At 58.4% G+C, this 22,166-nt stretch carries 24 protein-coding genes; 14 read left to right on the top strand and 10 right to left on the bottom strand.

Annotated elements, in window-relative coordinates:
- The first annotated feature begins 3 nt into the window (after positions 1–3).
- Entirely contained in the window at positions 4–162 is a 159-nt protein-coding gene (gene ccoS / locus ACP15U_RS00525) for a cbb3-type cytochrome oxidase assembly protein CcoS (protein ID WP_425043163.1), read from the top strand.
- Between the two features lie 93 nt (positions 163–255).
- Here ccoS and ACP15U_RS00530 read toward each other — a convergent pair whose 3' ends face one another.
- A complete protein-coding gene (locus ACP15U_RS00530) occupies positions 256–1,641 on the bottom strand; it encodes a D-alanyl-D-alanine carboxypeptidase family protein (RefSeq protein ID WP_425043716.1) in 1,386 nt (461 codons plus the stop codon).
- Positions 1,642–1,952: 311 nt separating this feature from the next.
- Positions 1,953–2,654, bottom strand: coding sequence for an HAD family hydrolase (locus tag ACP15U_RS00535; RefSeq protein WP_425043164.1), 702 nt, complete (start codon positions 2,652–2,654; stop codon positions 1,953–1,955).
- 92 nt (positions 2,655–2,746) lie between these two features.
- On the opposite strand from ACP15U_RS00535, the gene clpS reads away from it, so the two are divergent.
- The 4 genes from clpS to hemF are packed head-to-tail and all read left to right on the top strand — an operon-like array spanning position 2,747 to position 5,895.
- Positions 2,747–3,088, top strand: a complete 342-nt coding sequence (gene clpS / locus ACP15U_RS00540) for an ATP-dependent Clp protease adapter ClpS (protein WP_425043165.1) — start codon at positions 2,747–2,749, stop codon at positions 3,086–3,088.
- Positions 3,089–3,145: 57 nt separating this feature from the next.
- Entirely contained in the window at positions 3,146–4,120 is a 975-nt protein-coding gene (locus tag ACP15U_RS00545) for a class I SAM-dependent methyltransferase (RefSeq protein ID WP_425043166.1), read from the top strand.
- A gap of 55 nt (positions 4,121–4,175) precedes the next feature.
- Positions 4,176–4,976: an SDR family NAD(P)-dependent oxidoreductase gene (locus ACP15U_RS00550; RefSeq protein WP_425043167.1), complete on the top strand. Its 801-nt coding sequence runs from the start codon at positions 4,176–4,178 to the stop codon at positions 4,974–4,976.
- A 25-nt stretch (positions 4,977–5,001) separates the two neighbouring features.
- Positions 5,002–5,895: an oxygen-dependent coproporphyrinogen oxidase gene (hemF, locus tag ACP15U_RS00555; protein ID WP_425043168.1), complete on the top strand. Its 894-nt coding sequence runs from the start codon at positions 5,002–5,004 to the stop codon at positions 5,893–5,895.
- A gap of 5 nt (positions 5,896–5,900) precedes the next feature.
- Here the strand turns inward: hemF and ACP15U_RS00560 are convergent, their stop codons facing one another.
- Both ACP15U_RS00560 and ACP15U_RS00565 read right to left on the bottom strand, forming a co-directional pair.
- Positions 5,901–6,320: a hypothetical protein gene (locus ACP15U_RS00560; RefSeq protein ID WP_425043169.1), complete on the bottom strand. Its 420-nt coding sequence runs from the start codon at positions 6,318–6,320 to the stop codon at positions 5,901–5,903.
- Positions 6,321–6,473: 153 nt separating this feature from the next.
- Positions 6,474–7,463, bottom strand: a complete 990-nt coding sequence (locus tag ACP15U_RS00565) for an NAD(P)-dependent oxidoreductase (protein ID WP_425043717.1) — start codon at positions 7,461–7,463, stop codon at positions 6,474–6,476.
- 199 nt (positions 7,464–7,662) lie between these two features.
- Here ACP15U_RS00565 and ACP15U_RS00570 point away from each other — a divergent pair, with 199 nt between their 5' ends.
- Positions 7,663–8,487 carry a GH25 family lysozyme gene (locus ACP15U_RS00570; protein ID WP_425043170.1) on the top strand — a complete coding sequence of 275 codons (825 nt, stop codon included), beginning with the start codon at positions 7,663–7,665 and terminating at the stop codon, positions 8,485–8,487.
- Between the two features lie 19 nt (positions 8,488–8,506).
- Here the strand turns inward: ACP15U_RS00570 and ACP15U_RS00575 are convergent, their stop codons facing one another.
- From ACP15U_RS00575 to hemC, 3 genes are all read right to left on the bottom strand, one after another.
- Positions 8,507–10,417, bottom strand: coding sequence for a DUF3604 domain-containing protein (locus ACP15U_RS00575; protein WP_425043171.1), 1,911 nt, complete (start codon positions 10,415–10,417; stop codon positions 8,507–8,509).
- Positions 10,418–10,546: 129 nt separating this feature from the next.
- Entirely contained in the window at positions 10,547–11,497 is a 951-nt protein-coding gene (locus tag ACP15U_RS00580; RefSeq protein WP_425043172.1) for a fatty acid desaturase family protein, read from the bottom strand.
- A gap of 81 nt (positions 11,498–11,578) precedes the next feature.
- Positions 11,579–12,538, bottom strand: coding sequence for a hydroxymethylbilane synthase (gene hemC / locus ACP15U_RS00585; protein WP_425043173.1), 960 nt, complete (start codon positions 12,536–12,538; stop codon positions 11,579–11,581).
- A 105-nt stretch (positions 12,539–12,643) separates the two neighbouring features.
- Here hemC and hemE point away from each other — a divergent pair, with 105 nt between their 5' ends.
- Positions 12,644–13,672 carry a uroporphyrinogen decarboxylase gene (gene hemE / locus ACP15U_RS00590; RefSeq protein ID WP_425043174.1) on the top strand — a complete coding sequence of 343 codons (1,029 nt, stop codon included), beginning with the start codon at positions 12,644–12,646 and terminating at the stop codon, positions 13,670–13,672.
- Positions 13,673–13,684: 12 nt separating this feature from the next.
- Here hemE and ACP15U_RS00595 read toward each other — a convergent pair whose 3' ends face one another.
- Both ACP15U_RS00595 and ACP15U_RS00600 read right to left on the bottom strand, forming a co-directional pair.
- A complete protein-coding gene (locus ACP15U_RS00595) occupies positions 13,685–14,773 on the bottom strand; it encodes a CaiB/BaiF CoA transferase family protein (protein ID WP_425043175.1) in 1,089 nt (362 codons plus the stop codon).
- Between the two features lie 17 nt (positions 14,774–14,790).
- Entirely contained in the window at positions 14,791–14,925 is a 135-nt protein-coding gene (locus ACP15U_RS00600; RefSeq protein ID WP_425043176.1) for a hypothetical protein, read from the bottom strand.
- On the opposite strand from ACP15U_RS00600, the gene ACP15U_RS00605 reads away from it, so the two are divergent.
- The gene (locus tag ACP15U_RS00605; RefSeq protein WP_425043177.1) at positions 14,924–15,784 is read left to right on the top strand and encodes a crotonase/enoyl-CoA hydratase family protein; all 861 of its coding nucleotides are present in this window, start codon (positions 14,924–14,926) and stop codon (positions 15,782–15,784) included. The two genes, ACP15U_RS00600 and ACP15U_RS00605, sit on opposite strands and share 2 nt — an antisense overlap.
- A gap of 64 nt (positions 15,785–15,848) precedes the next feature.
- Positions 15,849–17,126, top strand: a complete 1,278-nt coding sequence (locus ACP15U_RS00610; RefSeq protein ID WP_425043178.1) for a TAXI family TRAP transporter solute-binding subunit — start codon at positions 15,849–15,851, stop codon at positions 17,124–17,126.
- A 64-nt stretch (positions 17,127–17,190) separates the two neighbouring features.
- Here ACP15U_RS00610 and ACP15U_RS00615 read toward each other — a convergent pair whose 3' ends face one another.
- Positions 17,191–18,171: a DMT family transporter gene (locus ACP15U_RS00615; RefSeq protein WP_425043179.1), complete on the bottom strand. Its 981-nt coding sequence runs from the start codon at positions 18,169–18,171 to the stop codon at positions 17,191–17,193.
- Between the two features lie 248 nt (positions 18,172–18,419).
- On the opposite strand from ACP15U_RS00615, the gene ACP15U_RS00620 reads away from it, so the two are divergent.
- The 5 genes from ACP15U_RS00620 to ACP15U_RS00640 all read left to right on the top strand — a co-directional run bounded on the left by ACP15U_RS00620 (position 18,420) and on the right by ACP15U_RS00640 (position 22,160).
- Positions 18,420–19,349 (top strand): ABC transporter ATP-binding protein, encoded by a 930-nt coding sequence (locus ACP15U_RS00620; RefSeq protein WP_425043180.1) that lies wholly within the window; start codon positions 18,420–18,422, stop codon positions 19,347–19,349.
- Positions 19,346–20,107, top strand: a complete 762-nt coding sequence (locus ACP15U_RS00625) for an ABC transporter permease (RefSeq protein WP_425043181.1) — start codon at positions 19,346–19,348, stop codon at positions 20,105–20,107. Before ACP15U_RS00620 ends, ACP15U_RS00625 begins: the two co-directional genes overlap by 4 nt.
- A gap of 115 nt (positions 20,108–20,222) precedes the next feature.
- On the top strand, positions 20,223–21,020 hold the full coding sequence (locus ACP15U_RS00630) for a S49 family peptidase (protein WP_425043182.1): 798 nt from the start codon (positions 20,223–20,225) through the stop codon (positions 21,018–21,020).
- Positions 21,001–21,195, top strand: a complete 195-nt coding sequence (locus tag ACP15U_RS00635; protein ID WP_425043183.1) for a hypothetical protein — start codon at positions 21,001–21,003, stop codon at positions 21,193–21,195. The genes ACP15U_RS00630 and ACP15U_RS00635 overlap by 20 nt, the downstream gene beginning before the upstream one ends.
- Positions 21,192–22,160 (top strand): calcium/sodium antiporter, encoded by a 969-nt coding sequence (locus tag ACP15U_RS00640; protein WP_425043184.1) that lies wholly within the window; start codon positions 21,192–21,194, stop codon positions 22,158–22,160. The genes ACP15U_RS00635 and ACP15U_RS00640 overlap by 4 nt, the downstream gene beginning before the upstream one ends.
- The last annotated feature ends 6 nt before the right edge of the window (positions 22,161–22,166 follow it).

The raw sequence follows: 22,166 nt of genomic DNA on the forward strand, positions 1-22,166 counted from the left end.
CTGATGTCTGTTCTGTCCTACCTGATCCCCATTTCCCTGATCCTCGGTGGCATTGGTCTGGTCGGCTTCATCTACACCGTGCGTTCGAACCAGTATGACGATCCCGAAGGGGATGCCCGGCGTATCCTGAGCGACGAGTGGGACAATCACCCCAAGCCCTGAAAATCGGCCCCCAAAAAAGCCGCGCCAGACGTTGGCGCGGCTTTTTCCTATTTTTGATGGCAATTGTGCCTGTGATCGCTCTTTGGCCGGGGGTCAGGATGGCCCGATCATGAAGCAGGTCACGTTCCGTGCCTTAAGGCGACGGCAGGCGAGGTCGGCGCCTTCGCGGGTCATGCCGTGGAATGTGGCATCATAACCTGTCGATCCTGACTGCACCTTGCGAAGTGTCCCGTCCAGCGTGGACATTTCGGCAAGAGCCGTGCGTAGCAGCACTTTTTCAGCCTGATAGCGGCTGGTGTAGCGACCGACATTGATCCCCCAGAGACGGCCACCGGAGGTGGATAGCCGGGTCACAACTTCCTGTTCGGGTTCCGGTGCGGGAGCTTTGGCGGGCTTTGCCGTCGGGTTGACTGATGCCAGAACCAGCTCTGCCGGACGTGCTGCCGGTCGCGGCGTGGCCACGGTGCTGGCCTGGACATTGACCTGTGCGTTGCTTTCCGCGGCGGCCGCCACGGCAGCATTGATCCCGGCTTGAAGCGTCGCGGCGTCGGCGTCAGTTGTTTCAGCCTCTGCGATCAGTACCGATCCGACGCTGGCTGGCCGCGATTTCGGGCGGAGGCTTTTCTGAACTGAACCGGCAACGCGAATTGTCTTGCCCGCTCCATCCATTATGCCCTGATTTCCGACATAGCGGGGGCGGTTCGGCTTGCGGATCGGCGCGCGCGAGGGTGCCCGGCGGAAACCCAGATCGAGGAGTTCAGCGACCTTGGCATTGCGGGATGTCGTTGATTTTCCACCAAAGACCGTCGCGATGATCCGCTCGTTGCCGCGTTTGGCCGAGGCCACAAGGTTGAAGCCCGCCGCGCGGGTGTAGCCGGTCTTGATGCCGTCAGCGCCGCGATATGCGCCCAAAAGGCGACGATTGGTGTTTGCGACCGTCTTGATACCGGCATGCGTCTCCCGTCGGGAAAACAGGTTGTAATACTGCGGGTAATCGTAGAGCAAATGCCGACCGAGCTTGGTCATGTCACTCGCAGTTGAGAGATGGCCGGACTCGGTCAGGCCATGAGCATTCTTGAATGTGGTGCGAGACATTCCTAGCGCCTTGGCGGTGCGGGTCATGCGCCGAGCAAACGCGGCTTCCGAACCGCTGATCGCCTCGCCGATCGCCGTGGCCGCATCATTGGCCGATTTCACGGCGGCGGCGCGGATCAGATAGCGGAACGCGATTTTCTGACCTGAGCGCAAACCCAGTTTCGAAGGCGGCTCGGCGGCGGCATTTCGGGAAATCCGCACCTTGGTATCGAGCTCGATCTCACCATTCCGAACGGCTTCGAACGCAATATAGAGCGTCATCATCTTCGTGAGTGAAGCCGGATGCAGCCGTGTATCGGCATTTCTGGAATGCAGCACCTCTCCGGTGCGCGCATCAATCACCATTGCGGCGTAAGGGGCGGCCATGGATGACGTGAATGACATCACGCACGCGAACAGCGCGGTGACGATGAATAGGCCCAAACGGGCCGGCAAATATAGCCGAACCTGCACGATGCTTGCCTCTGTCTGCCTCTCGCCGCCGGTTTTCCGACTGGCTGATTTGTAATTATGCGATCAGGCTAGCATAGCGATTCATCAAAATAAACCCGCCGCTTGGACCGCGTTGTTAAATGCGGGGCAGGGATGCAACCCAGATCTTGGGGGCAGGGCAATTATGACCCCTAGGCTGGCGATTGTGGCGGGAATACGGCCAGATTGGGGCAGATTTTGGCCTGTCGGACCAGACGTGCAAGTCAGTCGATGTCTCGCACCAGATCTGCCAGCGACCCCAGATCCGGCAGCTCTCGGTACCGCGCGGAATGTCGGGGCGGCGCGGCCTTCTCGATTTCCCATTCCAGCCCGTGAGGAACATAAACACCCCAACTACCAGCCTCGATAGCTGGGCGGACGTCGGACTTCATAGAGTTGCCGATCATCATCGCCTGCTCAGCGCCTGTGCCGTGCCGCCTGAAGATCGTGTCGTAGACGTCGGGTGTTTTCTGGGACACGATCTCGACGCCATCGAATAGGTCGCCAAGGCCGGATTGGGCCAGCTTGCGTTCCTGATCCAGCAGATCCCCCTTGGTGATCAGGATCACCCGGTGGGTGTTCGCGACGCCTTCGACGGCTTCGCGCGCGTGCGGCAGCAACTCAATCGGATAGGCCAGCATTTCCTGCCCGGATTCGATCAGTTCCCGGATCACCGACGCGGGCACCTGGTCTTCGGTCACCTCGATGGCGGTCTCGATCATCGACAGAACAAACCCCTTCACACCAAATCCATAGTGGCCGATGTTTCGCTTTTCGGCCGCCAGAAGGCGCTCGGTCAGGTGATCGGGGGCTGCGTGATCGGCAAGAAGTTCGGTAAATCGGGTTTGGGTCAGCCGGAAAAAACGCTCATTGTGCCAGAGCGTGTCGTCGGCATCGAAACCGATTGTCGTTAGGGAACGTTTCATCGGGATGTCCACTGGCTCTTTCCACAGGGCGTGGGAAGGTTATATAACGAGGAACACCAAAACAACGCATAGATTTCGGAATTCTGCGCGCGATGCTGTTACAGCCCATGATGATGTCGGACCAGCCCACCGGCGACGAGGACGCGTCAGTCCTGCTTGAAACACGCAGCCGGACCAAGCGTCCGCCGCTGTACAAGGTGCTGCTGCTGAACGACGACTACACTCCGATGGAGTTTGTCGTGCATGTTCTGGAACGGTTTTTTTCCATGACGCATGCGCAGGCCTTCGAGATCATGCTGACCGTGCATAAGAAAGGCGTGGCCGTGGTTGGCGTGTTCAGTCACGAAATAGCTGAAACAAAAGTCGGGCAGGTCATGGATTTTGCCCGTCGTCACCAGCATCCATTGCAATGCACGATGGAGCGGGAAGACTGATCCCGCGATTCGGATCTTGCACGTAGATGTCGGGATCCAGTTCAGAAAGAGCCCGCCATGTCACCGCGAATAGAACTTGCCTTGGAAGCCGGGCTGCCCTTGTCCGGTCAGATTACCGCTCTGCTTCCCACCCCTGAGCAGGACCTGACCGTGCTGGGGTCCGACGTTCAGGTGGTTCAGCCGTTCAAACCCTTTCACGATCACTTTCAGCGATTGGGGTACTCCTGTGTGCCAGAACCGTCTGGATCAGCAGAAAACGTTATCCTGTTCCTGCCTCGCGCGAAGGCGCAGGCCAAGGCGCTTGTGGCACTGGCTTGCGCGATGTCCAGCGGTTGGGTCGTGGTTGATGGAGCCAAGACTGACGGTGTCGACAGCCTGTTGAAAGAGATCCGAAAACGAGTTCCGGTCGAGGGTCCTGTCGCCAAGGCGCATGGCAAGATCTTCTGGTTTTCAGCCGGTGGCGATGCCTTTTCCGACTGGAACGCGCCTGACGCGCAGCAAGTCAATGAGTTCCGAACCGCGCCCGGCGTTTTTTCGGCCGATGGGATTGATCCGGCCTCGAAACTACTTGCTGACAGCCTGCCCAAAAAGCTCGGCCGCCATGTCGCCGACCTTGGGGCAGGGTGGGGGTATCTTTCTTCCCGAATTCTGACGGACGAAACCGTCCAGAGTCTGGATCTGGTCGAGGCGGACCACACGGCTTTGGAGTGTGCAAAGCTCAATATCTCAGATCCGCGCGCTCGGTTTCATTGGGCGGATGCAACCGGGTGGGTGGCCGGGCAGCGTCTGGACGCAGTCGTAATGAACCCGCCCTTTCACAATTCCCGCGCCGGTGATCCGGGATTAGGTCAGGCTTTCATCGCAAACGCGGCGAAACTTTTGTCTCCGTCAGGGTCGCTCTGGATGGTAGCTAACCGGCATCTGCCCTATGAGACGACGTTGGAGAGCCAGTTTGTGAATGTGCAGGAAATCGCCGGGGACAACCGGTTCAAGGTGTTTCATGCTGCACGACCCACTCGCGCCCGGCGGTGATCCCCGCTAATCTGCGTCGAATTGCGGGACCCCAAGTCCAGCCAAGGAGAGAGACATGTCCTTTTCCATCGCCGGAAAGACCGCCATCGTGACCGGTGCCGCCAACGGTATTGGTCTGGCTATCGGTCGAAAGTTTGCCGAAGCAGGTGCCAACGTCATGTTCGCGGACATGGATGAAAAGCGTTTGGTGGAAGAGTTGGGCGAGCAGGCCGACGAAGGCAATGTTCGGTATTTTGCCGGAGATCTTCGCGAACGGCTGACCATCGCCAACCTGTTGTCAGCGACGCTTGATGCCTTTGATCAGGTGGACGTTCTCGTAAACGGTGCCCGGCAGGTCATCCGGTCCGAGCCGCTAAATGCCGATGATGAGTCCGTGGCCACGCTGCTGAACCAAAACCTCATGCCGGCGTTACGGTTAAGTCAGGTCGTGTCGAAACGAATGATCAAGCAATCTGAAGGTCAAGAAGAAGGCCCCGCCGGCTCGATCATCAACCTTTCGTCGATCGCTGCGCGCAGGACCCACCCCGATCTGATGGCCTATTCGGTCTCGTCTGCGGCACTGGATCAGATGACCCGATCGCTTGCCGTGACTCTTGCTCCGCACCGGATTCGCGTGAACTCGATTGCATTCGGGTCGGTCATGAGCGCCTCTCTGAAATCGACCCTGAAAGAAAATCACGGTTTCCGGGAAGATATCGAAAATCACACGCCCCTGTCGCGGATCGCCGCTCCGACAGAGCTTGCCGAAACAGCGCAGTTTCTGGCTTGTGACGGGTCCGGGTTCATGACCGGCCAGATCCTGACCGTTGATGGTGGCCGAACCCTACTAGATCCGGTGGCCGCCCCCGCGCACTAATTTCAATACTCGTCAGGAAGACCCGATGACCAAACAGATGGAAACTGAAAAGACAATTGCCTCCGAGTGGTTCCGTCAATTGCGCGACGAGATCGTGGCGGCCTTTGAAGCCCTGGAGGACAGTCACGACGCTGGCCCGTTTTCAGACATGCCAGCAGGCCGGTTCGACGTGACCGAAACCCGCCGGGCCAGCGAAGATAGCTCGGATGCCGGTGGCGGTTTGATGTCGGTCCTACGCGGCGGTCGGGTGTTTGAAAAGGTCGGTGTAAATGTCTCCACCGTCTACGGGTTTTTGGGGGAAAGGGCGCAGAGCGCGATGGCCGCGCGCAAGGGAATTCCCGGAATGAAGCAGGATCCCCGGTTCTGGGCCTCTGGGATTTCTCTGGTGGCGCATATGCGCAACCCTCATGTTCCTGCGGTTCACATGAACACCCGTATGTTCTGGACCCCGCACGCATGGTGGTTCGGCGGCGGGTCAGACCTGAACCCCTGTATCGAATACCAAGAGGATATCGAGCATTTTCACGGCCAGCAAAAGGCACATCTGGATCCGCATGGACCGGGACATTATCCACGCCTGAAGGACTGGGCGGACGAGTATTTCTACATCCCGCATCGCAAGCGCGCCCGGGGCGTCGGTGGCATCTTCATGGACGACTACTGCACCGGAGATTGGTCGGCAGATTTTGCCTTGACGCAAGATATCGGGCGGGCGTTTCTGCCGGCCTTTGTTCCGCTTGTCAAAAAGCGTCGCACCCAGGGCTTCACCGAAGCCGACAAAAACACCCAGCTGGTTCACCGCGGTCTCTATGCCGAGTATAATCTGGTCTATGATCGCGGCACCAAGTTCGGGCTGGAAACCGGCCACGACCCCGATGCCGTTCTCATGTCACTTCCCCCACTGGCTAAGTGGGTCTAGCGGTTTCAAGTCGGAAGCCAGAGATCCTCGGCGCGGCGGTCATAGCAGTAGCCCTGCGCCATTGCAGCGTTCAGGTTGTCTCCTTCACGTTTGACAGTCAGCGAATAGCCCGTTGAAGTGTCAGCGCCCGGAGGCGGTTGCAGCGCGAACTGAACGCCCTTGCGGCCTTGCCTGATCGTCGACGGTGCGATGGCCTTCCAAATATAAATCCGTTGCGTGGCTGACGTGCGCAGCACCCGGATCGCATAATCACCAGCGCCGCACCAGAAATCCTTTGGAGCCGAGCCAACCTCGGCCACGACTTCAAATACACCATTGCCTACAGGTTCAACCTGATGCCGGTTGAACGCCCACCACGCCAAAGCGGAGCTGGGTGCGAGAAACAAAGTGGCAGCAACTGCCAGAGAGATACGTTTTCCGTTCATGCCGACCTCCGGACCGGGCAATCAGTTTCGATGTCCGCTGTAAGATAGTCCTTTTTCGGACGAGTCCCATACCCAAAACATATTTGTGACGCTCCGTTGGCAGAGGCGACATCGGGTTGGCAGATGGCCAAGTTTTTTGATCGGGAAGTGAACCTACCCGGCAGCGGATTTTCGTGGGTGTCCTTGCGGGATCACTTCGTACCCCGGTTCCTCGGGTTCGTCATCCAGCATCTCGGGGGGGAAACCCGGTGCCTGAATATCGAGCCCGGTGGCTTCTTCCAACCTCCTGATAATATTTGGAGAAAGTTCGCGAGGGCCGAAGCGGTCTATCCCATCCTGAAAGATGTCGATCAGCACCGGGTTAATCTCCAGCGGAACTCCGGCGCGGTCCGCGACCTCCTGAAACAGGCCGATATCTTTTTTGACCAGATCCATTGTAAACGAGATGTCCCGCGATCCGTTCAGGATCACCTGGCTCTCGGTCTCGTGAACGAATGAGGTTCCGGACGAGATTTTCATGGCCTCATAAGCAGTGTTCAGATCCATGCCGGCAGCCTTGGCAACCACCAAGGCCTCGCAACAGGTTACAAGATTGGCCGTCGCCAGATAATTCGTGAGCACCTTCAGTACCGAGGCAGAACCTAGCTCACCGGTATGCAGGACACGCCGTCCCATGGTTGTGAGGAAAGGCAGGATATGGTCGAACGTGTTGCGGTCACAGCCGACAAAAATCGAGATGTTACCCGTTGCCGCGCGGTGGCAACCGCCAGATACCGGACAGTCAACGGCAGCGCCGCCGCGTTCGATTACCATTGCGCCAAGGCGTTTGACCTCGGCCTCGTCGGTCGTAGACATCTCCATCCAGATTTTTTTTGGGGAAATCTCGGGCAACATCTGGCGCATGACAGCATCCGACGCAGCAGGAGAGGGCAGGCAGGTAATCACCGCATCGCAATTCCGCATCAGCTGCGCCGGGTTTGTGCCGGTCTTTGCGCCTTCGCGTGCGAATGCCTCGACTTTGTCACGGTCGAGATCGCAAACCGTCAGATCGATACCGTTGCGTAAAAGGCTGCCTGCGAGTTTTCCGCCGACATTTCCCAAACCGATAAACCCGACTTTCATTGCTCTCTCCCTGGTCCGGATCCCGTTTTCTGGATGCCACGGATCGGAGCCGGGCGAAGGCTGAAAAACGACAATTTCGATGCGTTATCTTCAATAGCGCAGGAAACCGGCACTCCCATCAACCGAGCCATAGGCCAACCCGCGCCGAGAGAGAAAATCCCGACTTGCCTTCCGGGGCTAGGAGCGCATCCTTGATCCAAGGCGAGAAACGGAGCGGGTGATGCGGTTACTGATTTTTTGTGTGTGTCTGGTCGCCGGACTAGCCGGGTGCGGACAGCGCTCTTCGCCGCCGCCAGATCCATTGGCAGCGGAACAAGCGGCTGCGGGCCTGTCCGCCGCTGATCTGGTCACTTATCCCAAGTTCGGTGACGCCGACCCTCACAGCTGGAAAGGGCGCGCACCGCGCACCTATCCGGTCCACGGTATCGATATCTCGCGCTGGCAGGGGGACATAGACTGGCGCAGGGCTAAGGCATCCGGTGTGTCGTTCGCATTCATCAAGGCGACCGAAGGCGGCGATCTTGCGGATCCGAAATTCCGGGACCACAGGGCAGGGGCCAAGGCCGCAGGAGTCCCGTGGGGCGCCTATCATTATTACTATTTCTGTCGCCCGGCCGAAGAGCAGGCGCGCTGGTTCATCCGCAATGTTCCGCGCGATTCCGCTTCGTTGCCTCATGTACTGGACATGGAATGGACGCCCTATTCGCGAACCTGCCGCATCCGCCCCGAAGGGGCTAAGGTGCGAGCCGAAGCGGACAAGTTCCTCGACATGCTCGAAGCCCATTACGGCAAACGCCCGATACTCTATACAACAGTGGATTTCTTCCGCGACACCGGGATCGACAGGTTGCGTGGCACCGAGTTCTGGTTGCGTTCAGTGGCAGGTCATCCACGCAAAACCTATCCCGGTGCGTTTTGGACGTTCTGGCAATACACCGGCACCGGGTTGGTGCCCGGTGTCGATGGCAAGGTGGACATCAACGTCTTTCGCTCATCACCCGAAGTCTGGCTGCGCTGGTCAGGGCAGGCAGTGCCGGGACGTTGATCAAAGCGTTCTCTGTTGATCACCCCTTGGGGGCGTACCAGATCGGTGACGTATAGGCGCGTTCCTGCCCGACAAGCGTTGCGCCCTCGGGGATGTCAACGCCAAGCCGCAGCCGGTCATACACCACCCAGCGCGGTGTCGGGATTTCCAGCACGCGGGCATAATAGAAGGCATGCTGCAACGGATCGAAATCCGGGTCAGTCCAGATGGTAAGCAGCTCGGGCGCGCCGATGGTGTTGGTGTAACCCGCCGCTTCGAGATCTACCGTGTTCCCGACCGGTGGCAGCTTGCCGTTCGCATCCGGTTCACGGCCTTCGGACCAGGCGACGTCATAGACTTTTTCATGAAGGGCACCATCTGCGTCCATCCAACCCTTGACGATCTGGATCCGATCCAGATTCGCGCCAATCGGGTCGCGCAGCGCGTAGACCATGAAATCCGGCGCTTCGTCCATAGCTGGCAGGTCACCTCCCATGGGTACGCCCTTGGCATAACCTGCAAACGCGGGTTGCCGTCCGCGCAGATCGTTTTCGGTGTACCCGCTGCCGCCAAAGAACCGCACCATCATTCGCGGCCCTGTGGTGGCGTAAGTTTCACGCCGCACCATGGCGTCCCACAGCGCGTCGCGTGTGTTGTCCGTGGCCCAAACACCAGTGTAGCCGGATGCAACCAGTTCAAACCCCTCGAAAACCCCGTTCTCGGTTTTTGTAAACGGGTGGGACATGCGTGTCTTGGAGGGCTCGGCATTGGTGGCTTTGCCGAAAAAGTTGTCTTCGTCCGCCGTGGTCAGAGACGTATGGCTGTCGGTCGCTCCGGAGAAGCCGAACTTGTAAGGATTGATACCAAGCGACTGCTCCAGCAGAAAACCCTGTTTCAAGGCTTCGCGCGCATACTCGCCTTTCAGCATTTCATCGGTTTTTGCCGCCGTGAGATCGAGGTTTCCGGCGTCCCACGTTTCATAATCCGCGAACTCATCATCGGGCGACAGTTTAGGATGGGTTTCGCCATCACCTTTGATCTGCGTGATTTCGTAGAGCGGCTCCCACTTGGCGCGTTTGGTCACATATTCCTCGTCGACGGTATCGCCCGTGAATCGTTTCTCGGTTGGGAACATGATCCCGTTCGAGAGATTGCCGTTATGGGCAATCGTAAAGGCACGGCCGCCTGATTTGGATTCGTAGTTCTCAAGCCACGTGTACAGATCCATCGGATCGACACTGCCAGTCGGGCCTTGCGTCACCATCGGTTCCACAAGCGAAGCCCGGGCACCGTCGTCGCGCAAAACCACGTTGCGATGGAGGTTGTTGCCTTTGTAGAGCGAGGTCCATTCAAAACCGATGAAAGCGGTAAAATGCCCCGGCTCGTTGTAATGCTCGGCGGCCTCGATGATGTTTTTCCAGACCGAGGCATATTTTGCGGCGCCCGGTGAGTAGTCGGCGATCAGGTCCGGATCCATGGTGCCTTGCGAAAAGTTGGTGATCAGATCAAGCGCCGCAGTTGCCGACGCTTCACCACCTTCGTTTATCGCCTCGTGCCAGCGCTTTCCCTGCTCCGAGGCCAGCACGTTGGGCGTTCCCGATTTGAGATCAAAGATCAGCCCCATACCGTCGGAGTGTTCGGTCAGAACCAGCCAGTCGAGGGGGCGCGACAGCTTGACCGGCTGTCCGGACGCGGCCATCACCTCTTCGCCGCGGGCAAATTCATAAGCAGTTTCCAATCCGGTCGTATTGCCAAAAAGCCCGGCATCCATCGAGTATCCGGTGTGCAGGTGGGTGTCACCCCAATAGACCTGACTGGGAAATCCCCTTTGAGCGTAGGGGGAATAGGCTTTGCCCTGATAGAGCCCTTCGAGGGATTCCTGGGATGGGACAAACTGCGCGGCGACAGGCGTGGACAGCATCAAGCAGGCCAGGATCGATCTTTTGATCATCGGGAATGCTCCTTATCGGATGGCGGCAACAAAATGTGGTGTGACTTGAAATGGCGAGGCTAGCTTAAAGCCCCTGAATTTCAAAATACAATTGAGCCAGCCAAACGGTGGCGCAGAAAGCCTGCCGGGTCAGATCCGGGCTGACCGCCATCCTGCTTCGCGCAGCGCCTGACCGTAATTGGCCGCCGTTTTCATCTGCTGTCCAATGCCTTTGTCCACCAAAGCCTGATGCATTTTTGGCAGATTATAGCAGGGCACATGCATGATCATGTGGTGCTCAAGGTGGTAGTTGACCCAGTATGGCGCAACCAATGTCCGCGCAATCGGCCCGGCATGAGTAGTGCGTACATTCCGAAGCGGATCCTCGGATTGTTCTGTCGCCCCGTGTTCGGCGATGTTTCGCACCCTGAGAACAAATTGGAACCACGTCAGATACGGCAGCAGCCAGAACGCCAGTCCCCACCACCAGTCACCAATCACCCCCATCGCGAGGATGATGCCCAGAAATACCGGCAAGGACTTCCAAAGATGGGGCGCCTTGAAACTCTGAGCAAAATCCGAGGCCGCGGCCTTCATGGCGTCTTCGTCACCCGCCAGCTGGAACGACATCATGATCTGGCCGAACAGTTGTTTTGCACCGGTCTGGCCGGTCAGATCGCGGGTGAATTTCCGTTTTAGCGAAGCGTGCGAGGTTGGGAATTTCGACGACAGAACCAGATCAGGGTCTTTTTCGGTCTGTGTAAAACGGTGATGGGTCAGGTGATAGTGGCGATATGCGGAAAGCTCGGCCAAGATCGGGCGACCACAGAGCCACTCTCCGACAAAGTCGCTGATCTCGCGTGTCCTGAACAACGCATTGTGTGCAGCTTCGTGCATCAGGATGGCGAGCCCAAGCTGCCGGGACCCGATCAGCACAACGGCCACCAGAAAGGTCAGCGGGTTGGGCCACAACCCGAACAATGCCACAGAAAGAAGAATGACCCCCCAGCAATGGAGCACCAGCCAAGCCCCCTTGGCATCAGAACGCTCTGCCAGAGGGCGGATTTCTTCGGAACTCAGAAATGCCTTTCCGGGTGCCATCTGTGTCTCCTCCCGCCTGAAAGGGTCTCAGAGAAGAGGGTAATCTGTCAAATCGGGCGCGGCGTCACCAGAGGTGTTACGTTACGCCCGCCACTCAAAAAAGTCTTGCCCGGCCTGCGCCAACAAGCTTTCGGCCATGTCGCGGCCCAATGCGGCCCCATCCTCGACCGGGCAAGTCCGGTCGTCCGAGATCGCCTCGGACCCGTCAGGGCGCAGCACTTCGCCGCGCAGGCGCAATGTAGAACCATCAAGTTCCGCCAATCCGGCAATGGGGGTCTCGCACGATCCGTCGAGCGCAGCCAGAAACGCGCGTTCGGCGGCAAGGCGTTGTTGGGTTTCAGAATCGTGGATTGCGGCTAGCAAATCAGCCGATCGGCTGTCATCGGCGCGCCGTTCGATGCTTATGGCGCCCTGTGCGATGGCAGGCAACATGTCATCGGGTGAAATGGCGGTTGCCGGCACATCGGTTCTGCCAAGCCGGCGAAGCCCTGCCATGGCAAGGAACGTGCATTCGGCCACGCCATCGGAGAGTTTTTTTAGCCGGGTCTGCACGTTTCCGCGAAATTCGACCACTTTCAGATCGGGCCGCCGGTTCAACAATTGTGCCCTGCGCCTCAGGGACGACGTCCCGACGACAGCCCCTTGAGTCAGATCGGCAATGGACGTTGTTACGGGCGAAATGAATGCGTCCCGAACATCTTCGCGCGGCAGAAACGTGTCGAGAACCAACCCGTCGGGCTGTTCAACCGGCATGTCCTTGGTGGAGTGCACCGCGATGTCGATATCGCCGCGCAGCATCGCTTCTTCAATTTCCTTGGTGAACAGGCCTTTGTTGCCGATCTCTTTCAGCGGTCGATCCGCTTCTATCATCGCGCGATTGTCGCCAGTGGTAGCTATCACTGTGATTTCAAACGCATCATGCGGCAGGTCAAAAGCCGTCGCCAGCCGATTGCGGGTTTCGTGGGCCTGCGCAAGCGCCAGTGGAGAACCACGGGTGCCAATTTTCAGCGGCGAAGCGGGAGAGGGAAGGGCATTGGTCATGGCGTCAGCTTTAGTCGCGTCACATTGCCCTGACAACCCGTGGGGTTCTTGACAATTTGCCGCTTTGGCGTGACCGGTGACCCGAACGACGAATGAGGTCCGGTCATGACAAAGAAGCTTCTGAAGGCGCTGGCGGGTGAAACGCAGGATATTCCGCCGATCTGGATGATGCGGCAGGCCGGGCGCTATCTGCCGGAATACCGGGCGACGCGCGCGCAGGCGGGTGATTTTCTGTCGCTGTGCTACAACTCCGAACTGGCGGCTGAGGTGACATTGCAGCCGATCCGGCGCTATGGGTTCGACGCCGCGATCCTGTTCGCCGACATCCTCCTGTTGCCGCAGGCGCTGGGCGCGGATCTGTGGTTCGTGACCGGTGAAGGGCCGCGCTTGTCAACCATCACCACCGGTGACGAGCTGGCCGCGCTGCGACCGGTTGGCGATATCCACGAGACCCTGAACCCGGTTTATGAAACCGTGCGGATCCTGCGCCGCGAACTGCCCGAAGACACCACGTTGATCGGGTTTGCTGGCGCGCCTTGGACCGTGGCCACATACATGATTGCCGGGCGCGGCACACCCGACCAGGGGCCGGCGCACGCTTTGCGTCAGGAAAACGAAACGGTGTTCGCCGGTCTGATCGAGCGTCTGACCGAAGGCACGATAGACTATCTATCGGCGCAGATCGAAGCGGGCGCGGAAGTGGTGAAAATCTTCGACAGCTGGGCAGGGTCTCTGCAGGGCGAAGCTTTCGAACGTTATGCGCTGGAGCCCTGCCGGGTGATCACGCAGGAGCTAAAAAAGCGCCATCCGGGTACTCCGGTGATCGGTTTCCCGCGTGAAGCCGGCGAAAAATACATCGGTTTTGCCAAGGCCACGGGTGTTGACTGCGTGGCACTGGATGCGGCTGTGGATCCGGAGTGGGCCGCGGCGAATGTTCAGGTCGATGGCTGCGTGCAGGGGAACCTTGCCTCGTCACATATGGTGACGGGCGGGCAGGCACTGGTGGATGAAACCCGCAAGATTGTCGAAGCGTTCTCAAAGGGTCCGCATATCTTCAACCTCGGTCACGGGATCACACCGGACGCGGATCCGGAGAATGTGCAGCTGATGATCGAAACGGTGCGCGGAACGTAAAAGCTTCTGGCGTCAGCGCGAAGTCTTAAGTTCGGCTCTGATTTCGTCATTGTGCTGACCGCGCGACGGGCTGGGTTTCGGCTGCCATCCTTGCCCCTGAAAGCGCGGTGCCGGCGCGGCTTGCATGACATCGTCGATTTCAACCCAGCTTTGGCGGGCAGCATTCATCTCGTGGGCCATCGCTTCTTCCGGGCTGAGAACCGGTGCGACACAGGCATCTGAGCCAAGGAATAGGTCCGCCCAGAAATCGCGAGGTTTCCCGGCGAATTTTTCCTCAAGCCGCGCGGTGAGTTCCGACCAGAGTTTCGAATTGTATTGCTGGCGGAACTCAGGATCGGCAGACAGCCCCATTCGGTCGAGAAAATCCGCATAGAACTGCGGCTCGAGACATTGTACCGACACATGGCCTCCATCTGCGCATCTGTACGATCGCGACCAATGCGGGCCATCCAGCAGGCTGCGGCCCCGGGTGCCGCTCAGGTTGCCGGTCTGGCGCAGGGACATCAGCAGGTTCATCATATGTGCGGACCCGTCGTAGATCGCCGCATCGACCACCGTTCCACTGCCGGTTTTCTGGGCGCTCAGGATCCCCGAAAGCAGGCCAGCCACCAGATACATCGCCCCGCCTCCGATGTCTCCGACAAGCGTGGCTGGTGTGACCGGTGGATCACCGGGTGCCGATCCATACCAAAGCGCACCCGAGAGCGAGATGTAGTTCAGATCATGCCCCGCAGCATGTGACAGCGGGCTGTCCTGTCCCCACCCGGTCATCCTGCCAAAGACAAGTCGCGGGTTGATGGCGTGGCAAATCTCGGGCCCGAGGCCAAGCTTTTCCATCACACCGGGGCGGAATCCTTCGATCAGCGCATCGGCCGTGGCGATAAGCGCCTTGCAGGTATCGAGATCAGCCGGGTCCTTCAGATCCAGAGCGATTGAGCGTTTGCCCCGATCGAGCAGCGACCGCTCCGGCATGCCCGGTGTTACCGCACCCCCTTTGCGATGGACCACGATGACTTCGGCTCCGAGATCGGCAAGGGTCATTGCCGCGAACGGGCCGGGGCCCAGCCCTTCGATTTCGATAATGCGGATGCCGTCGAGCATTTTGGTTCTCCTGTATCTCAGCTCAACCTGTCCCTGCTACGGGCAATCGACAAGCTGCCAATCCGAATGAAACGTAGCGTCACTGCAAAGCGCCCGAGGGTTTCCAGAGCCGCGTCAAGCTGATCGACTGACGGCGAGGGAGGGTCAACCATGTCAGTTGTCACTTACGAGAAGGACGGCCGTGTCGGCCGGATCACGCTGAACCGGCCAGACGTCTTGAACGCAATCAACAACGAACTGCCCGCCGCTTTGGCTGATGCCGTGGCCCTGGCCGACGCAGATCCCGGCGTTCATGTCATGGTGTTGTCCGGAAACGGGAAAGCATTCTGTGCTGGATACGACCTGACCTATTATGCCGAAGGCAACGGGTCAGGGGATGCAACCCAGCCAATGCCTTGGGATCCGGTAAAGGATTACCGGTTCATGTGGGCCAACACGCAGCATTTCATGTCCCTTTGGCGTGCAGTGAAACCCGTGATCTGCAAGGTGCATGGGTTCGCGGTGGCCGGCGGGTCGGATATTGCCCTGTGCGCCGATCTGACGATCATGGCCGAGGATGCACAGATCGGTTACATGCCCGCCCGGGTTTGGGGGTGTCCGACAACGGCCATGTGGGTTTATCGGCTGGGACCGGAACGGGCCAAACGGATGTTGTTCACCGGTGACAGAATTTCGGGGATTGAAGCGGCGGAAATGGGCTTGGTTTTGAAATCTGTTCCGGCCGACCAGCTGGATGATGCTGTTGAGGAGATGGCGGCGCGCATGGCGACGGTGCCGATCAATCAGCTGGCGATGCAGAAGATGGTGATCAACCAGGCGATCGAGCAGACGGGGATGATGCAGACGCAGAGGCTCGCGACGATATTCGACGGCATCACTAGGCACTCACCCGAAGGGATCAATTTCAAGACACGGGCCGAGGACGTCGGCTGGAAACAGGCCGTGACCGAGCGTGATCAGGGAACTTTCGACTGGACGGACAACCAAGAGATCCCAAAACGAAACAGATAGTTGTCTTGCCACGCCGGTGCGGCTTGCATAGCGTCGGACGCGTTATCCAAAGTGGGGCGGAGTCATGCGGGCCTGGATTGTCATTTGCTTTTGTGCCGTTCTGGCCCTTCTGGCGGTTATCCTCGCCCAGCTGCACCCTCCGAATGAGCTGCGTCTTGCGGCTGGTCCGGGCGGTGGCGCTTATGTTCAGGTTGCAGATGATTATGCCGAGGTTCTGGCCCGTGACGGAATTCGTCTGAGGATTGTTGAAACTGCCGGGTCGGCCGAAAATGCAGCCCTGTTGAGAGAAGGCAAGGTTGACGCCGCATTTCTGCAAGGTGGCATCAACGCCCGCGGGATGGCGGCAGAGGCTGTTGGCAATATCTTTTACGAACCAATCGTATTGCTCGCCCGTGACGATGGGATTTTGCCAGACAATCCTTCGCAGTGGAAAGGCCTGCGGATCAACAGCGGGGCACCCGGATCGGGAACAGAAGCCGCCTTCCGGGATTTTGAAGCTGCGGTCGAACTGTCGCGAGAAGACAACGAGCATCTGGAGTTCCCCTATGATGAAGCCGTGTCGGCTCTTTTGAACGGGGACCTTGATATTGCGGCCTTCGTGGCGCCGATCGATGCACCGTATCTGGTTGAGGCCTATCATACGCCCGGCCTGCATACCCTTGCACTTGATCATGCCGAGGCGATCTCGCGCCGGATGGAATATGCGGGGGTGGTCACCGTGCCGACTGGTGGAATGTCACTGGATCCGGTCCTCCCGGCCGAACCACGCCAGCTTGTCGCTCTGTCCGCGCGTCTGGTCGTGGATGAAAATCTGCATCCCGCGCTGGTTAATCGCCTGACCATGGCGGCGATCGAACTTCACCGTGGCAGGGGGATCATCACAGATCCGGGCACCTTCCCGTCGATCGAAGCGACTGGTTTGCCGGTCAACAAGACGGCTCGGCAGCTGATCCAGAACGGCCCGACCACATGGCACGACTGGCTCCCATATTGGATGGCGGCTCAGATCAACCGGGTTCTGCTGCTGTTTCTTCCGTTCTTCTTCATTGCCGTGCCGCTGCTTCGGGCGGTGCCGTCCATTTATACCTACCTAATGCGCTGGCGCGTCTGGCAGCATTACCCCGAGATCCGCCTAATTGAGGATGAATTGATGCAGGCCCCGAGCGTCGAGGAGCTTGAAACCATGCGGACGCGTCTGGACGAGCTGGATGAAAGGCTGGCCGGGCTGCGACTGCCACCTGCCTATCGTCAGGTCCAGTACGATGCTCGACTTCATCTGGAGCTTGTCCAGAAGCGCATAGCCGACATGTATCGCATGCGGCGAAACGATCAGGCGGGATAGACTGCTCTGCGATTGTTCGTTTTGTTGTGCCTGTCCGGTTCGGCTGCCTTGTGTCGGCGGGGCCTCAATACCGGCCTTTCACCTCGGTTCGGGCAATTTGTTTGGATTTCTGCTGTTCACGCAGGAACACGAACAGACCGGCGCCCATGATCAGGGTCATACCCACCCAGATCTCTGGCTGCGGTAGTTCATTCCAGATCAGCCAGCCCCAAAAAACCGCCATAGGGAGCATGGCATACTCAAATGGAGCGACGGTGGCAGCGTCGGCAACGCGATAGGCTTGGCTGAGGCAGTATCCGACGGCGGCAGAATTCACGCCAAGTCCGATCAGATAAGGCCAATCCTCCTGCGCGGGCCAGATCCACGGCCGCAGCAGGAAATAGCGACTGGGATTTCCAGATTCTTCGGCGAACCGGCCATCTCCGGCCACCACGAAAAAGCAGACGGACACGACAACAAACATGCTTTGAATGTAGACCGCCAAGGCAGAGGCCTTGGTAGTGGCGCCCAGTTTGCGGGTCATCAGTTGCATCAAGGCATAGGCAAACGCGGAAAAGACCGGCAACAACAGCACGACTCGGTCGACTTCCAGTGTTTCGCTGCCCTCCCACGGGCGTTGCATGATAATGACACCGGCAAACCCGACCGCAACTGCGCTGATCCGCATGGCGCCGACCTTTTCGCCGAGAATTGGAATGGACAGCAGCGTGATGAACAACGGGGCCACGAAGAACAGCGCTGTGACATCGGCCAGCGGTGCCACGGCCAGCGCCACGAAAAAGGTCATGTTCGAGACAACCACCAAGAGGCCGCGGATCACATGCAGCAACGGTTGCCGGGTTTTCAGGATAGACAGGCCTCCTTCATACCAGACCATTGGCGACAGGATCGCCAGTCCGATGGCCGATCGTGTAAACACGATCTGGTGCAAGGGATAACCACCTGACAGTTTCTTGATCAGCATGTCGTTGACCGAAATCGCCAACATGCCAAGCAGAATGAAAGCAATTCCGGTCGAAGACCGGTTTCGGGTGATTTCCGTCAATTCGAGCGCTCCAGAGGGAGGCAGAGAAGAACAACTGCCCTACCGAAACAGAGCTATCACGATTTGCAGCCGGGGATTTGCCGATTTGCGACATTGCCGAAAACGAGAATGTCCGAAGGGCGGCCCATTCCCCAAATGGCAGGCGCAGTAAACACTGCACCCTTGCACACCAGTCTGTTCGTGCACCCCCCCCTGTTTCCTCGCGTTCAGGCCGCTAGGATGGCACGCAGAATCACACCGGAGTCTCCATGTCCTCGATCCTGTCCATCAAGAACCTGCGCAAGTCTTATGCGGACGGGTTCGAAGCGTTGAAGGGTGTCTCTCTCGACATCAATCAGGGAGAGATTCTTGCCCTGTTGGGACCCAATGGGGCCGGAAAGACCACTCTGATATCGACGATTTGCGGTATCACCATTCCCAGCGCGGGTTCAGTAACGGTGGGCGGACACGATATCGAGCGTGATTTTCGGGCTGCGCGCGAGATGATCGGGCTGGTGCCGCAAGAACTTAATCTGGAGCCATTCGAGAAAGTCTGGAACACGGTCCGGTTTTCGCGCGGATTGTTCGGTCAGCCCCGTAATGACGCCCTGATCGAGGAAATCCTGCGTAAGCTCTCTCTCTGGGACAAGCGCAACAATGCCACCAAAGAACTTTCCGGTGGCATGAAGCGTCGAGTGTTGATCGCCAAGGCTCTGGCGCATGAGCCAAGGGTGCTGTTTCTGGATGAACCCACAGCCGGCGTAGATGTGGAGTTGCGAAAAGACATGTGGGACATCGTAGCCGAGCTCAAGGCGGATGGCGTTACGATAATTCTCACCACCCATTACATTGAAGAAGCCGAAGCGATTGCCGACAGAGTCGGCGTGATCAACAAGGGTGAGCTTCTGCTGGTCGAGGAAAAAGACGCTCTGATGGCACAGATGGGTCGAAAGCAACTGGACGTGCAACTGAGCAGCCCGATCCTGAAAATCCCGGAATCGCTTGCGGAACACGAACTGGAACTGTCAGAGGATGGCGAGGTTCTGACCTACACCTATGACACCCGAGCGCCCCGGACCGGGATCACGACGCTGTTGCGTGACGTGGCTGAGGCCGGGCTGGTATTGTGCGACGTGCAGACCCGGCAGAGTAGCCTTGAGGAGATTTTCGTGACGTTGGTTTCGGGAGAGCGCACATGAATTGGACCGCGATCGCCGCAATCTACCGCTATGAGATGGCACGATTTTTCCGAACTCTCTTACAGAGTTTCGTATCCCCGGTGTTGTCCACCTCGCTCTACTTTGTGGTGTTCGGAGCCGCGATAGGCAGCCGCATCGATCAGGTAGAAGGCGTGGACTACGGGTCCTTCATCGTGCCCGGGCTCGTGATGCTGAGCGTGATTACCCAGTCGATTTCAAGCGCATCCTTTGGGATCTACTTCCCCAAGTTCATCGGGACGGTCTATGAACTGCTTTCGGCGCCTGTCAACTTTCTGGAGATCGTGATGGGCTATGTCGGGGCGGCAGCCACCAAGGCGTTGTTCATCGGCACGGTCATTCTGATCACTTCAACTTTTTTTGTGGATCTCGAGATTCGGCACCCACTGGCGATGGTGTCATTTCTTGTTCTGACCTGCCTGAGTTTTGCGCTGCTTGGGTTTATCATCGGCATCTGGGCGGGGAATTTTGAACAGCTGCAACTGGTGCCTTTGCTTGTTGTCACGCCGCTGATCTTTCTGGGCGGAGCGTTCTATTCGATCTCGATGCTGCCGCCGATCTGGCAAACAATCACCTTGTTCAATCCGGTTGTTTATTTGATCTCAGGGTTCCGATGGGCCTTTTTTGGTATGTCCGACGTGCCCGTAGGGTTGAGCCTGCTGGCGATTTGCGCGTTTACAACACTTTGCCTGTGCGTGATCGGCTGGATTTTCAAAACCGGGTGGCGGATCCGTAGCTGATGCGGTCGTGTGGCGTTGCAAATTTGCCGGTCGAATGTGAGAAATTTGCAGCCGTGACGTTTCTGTGGCCCTCGGCGTCTTGTTTCACCCCTATCGGCAATCTACATCGGGCGTCATGAAGCTGCGTCTCCCGTTTATTAAGAACCCGCCTCTCGTTTCGGTGGTTCGCCTCTCCGGAGCTATTGGAATGGCCGGCCGTGCCTCTCTCAGTGACGTCGGGCTGACACCGGTGCTGGAAAAAGCGTTTCGCCGTGGAAAGCCCGATGCGGTCGCGTTGGAGATCAATTCGCCGGGTGGCTCCCCTGTCCAGAGTTCTCTGATCGGAGCCCGTATCCGGCGCCTGTCCGACGAGTTGGAAGTTCCGGTTTATGCCTTTGTCGAAGATGTGGCGGCGTCGGGCGGATACTGGCTGGCGGCCGCGGCTGACGAGATCTGGGCAGACGAAAGCTCGGTCCTTGGTTCGATCGGCGTGATCTCCTCGGGCTTTGGGGCACATGTATTTCTGGCGCGTCAGGGCTTGGAGCGGCGGGTGCATACAGCCGGAGATTCCAAATCGATGCTGGATCCCTTCCGCCCGGAAAAGAAAGAGGATGTGAAACGCCTCAAGGGGCTCTTGGGCGATATCCACGAGAATTTCATTGCTCATGTCAAATCCCGCAGGTCCGGCAAGCTGGACGAGACCGCCGACCTGTTCACTGGTGAGATCTGGCTCGCCCGGCGCGCGACCGAACTTGGGTTGATCGAAGGCGTCGGGCATCTGAAGCCAAAAATGAAAGAGCTTTTCGGAGACAAGGTTCAGTTTCGCCGTTACGGGATGAAACGTCCTTTCTGGAGCCGTTTGGGGGCGGAGATATCTCAGGATGCGATCGCCGGGATCGAGGAACGCGCAGCCTATGCGCGTTTTGGGTTGTGACGTGATCCTGAAAATCGTTTCCCTGTTTCTGGTGGTCATGGCGGTGCTGGCCATGTTCGGCAAGCTCAAGGTTCCCGGCAGCAAAAGGCTGGCATCCGCACGTTGCCCCCGATGTGGTCGGTTTCGGATCGGTAAGGGGCCATGTGCCTGCGGGCACGGAGGATCCGGAACATGACGGCGTGGTTGCTATCAGGTCTGGGCCTGTTCATCCTGCTGCTGGCTGGGGATGCATTGGTGCGTGGTGCTGTGAACTTAAGCCTGCGTCTTGGCGTTCCTGCACTGATCGTCAGCCTGACAATTGTAGCATTCGGAACGTCGGCACCAGAGTTGCTGATTTCCATCAAGGCGGTGCAGGAGAATGCGCCGGGCATCGCGCTGGGCAACGTTGTCGGGTCTAATACGGCCAATATCCTGCTGGTTCTCGGTGTGCCGGCTCTATTGGCCACTCTGCACACCAGTGAGTGCAACAGCCGGCGGAATTACGTATTCATGTTGCTGGCTTCTTTATTGTTTATCGGACTTGCCTTTTGTGGGACGTTCACATGGGTCAGCGGCCTGATCCTCCTTGCTGCCTTGTCGTTAGTGCTGTTCAACGCCTTTCGTCAGGCCCGCGCCCATCGCAAGTTATGCGGGAAGGCGGACGAAGACGACGATCTGGAAGAGCTGGACGGGCTGGAAGACGCAGATCCCGACATGCCGTATTGGAGGATAGGAATATACCTCGTGCTCGGCTTGATCGGCTTGCCGATGGGGGCGCATCTGCTGGTGGACAATGCAACGATCATTGCCCGTACCTACGGGGTCAGCGAAACCGTGATCGGACTGACGCTTGTTGCCATTGGAACATCGTTGCCTGAATTGGCCACCACCGTGATGGCTGCGCTGCGTCGGCAGGCCGATGTGGCGCTGGGCAACGTTATCGGGTCGAACATGTTCAACCTTTTGGCCATCGTCGGCATCGCCACGCTCGTTGGACCTATCCCGGTGGATCCCGAGTTCCTTGAGTTCGACCTGTGGGTCATGCTGGGGGCTTCGCTTCTGCTGATCCCCTTCGTGTTTTTTAAAAGGGACATCACACGAACCTGGGGTGTGGCCTTGACGCTGCTATATGCGGTCTATCTGATCGCTGTGCTGGTTTGATCACTT

The organism is Primorskyibacter sp. S87 (assembly GCF_049801055.1).
In the GTDB taxonomy this organism is placed as follows: Bacteria; Pseudomonadota; Alphaproteobacteria; order Rhodobacterales; family Rhodobacteraceae; genus JBNAGF01.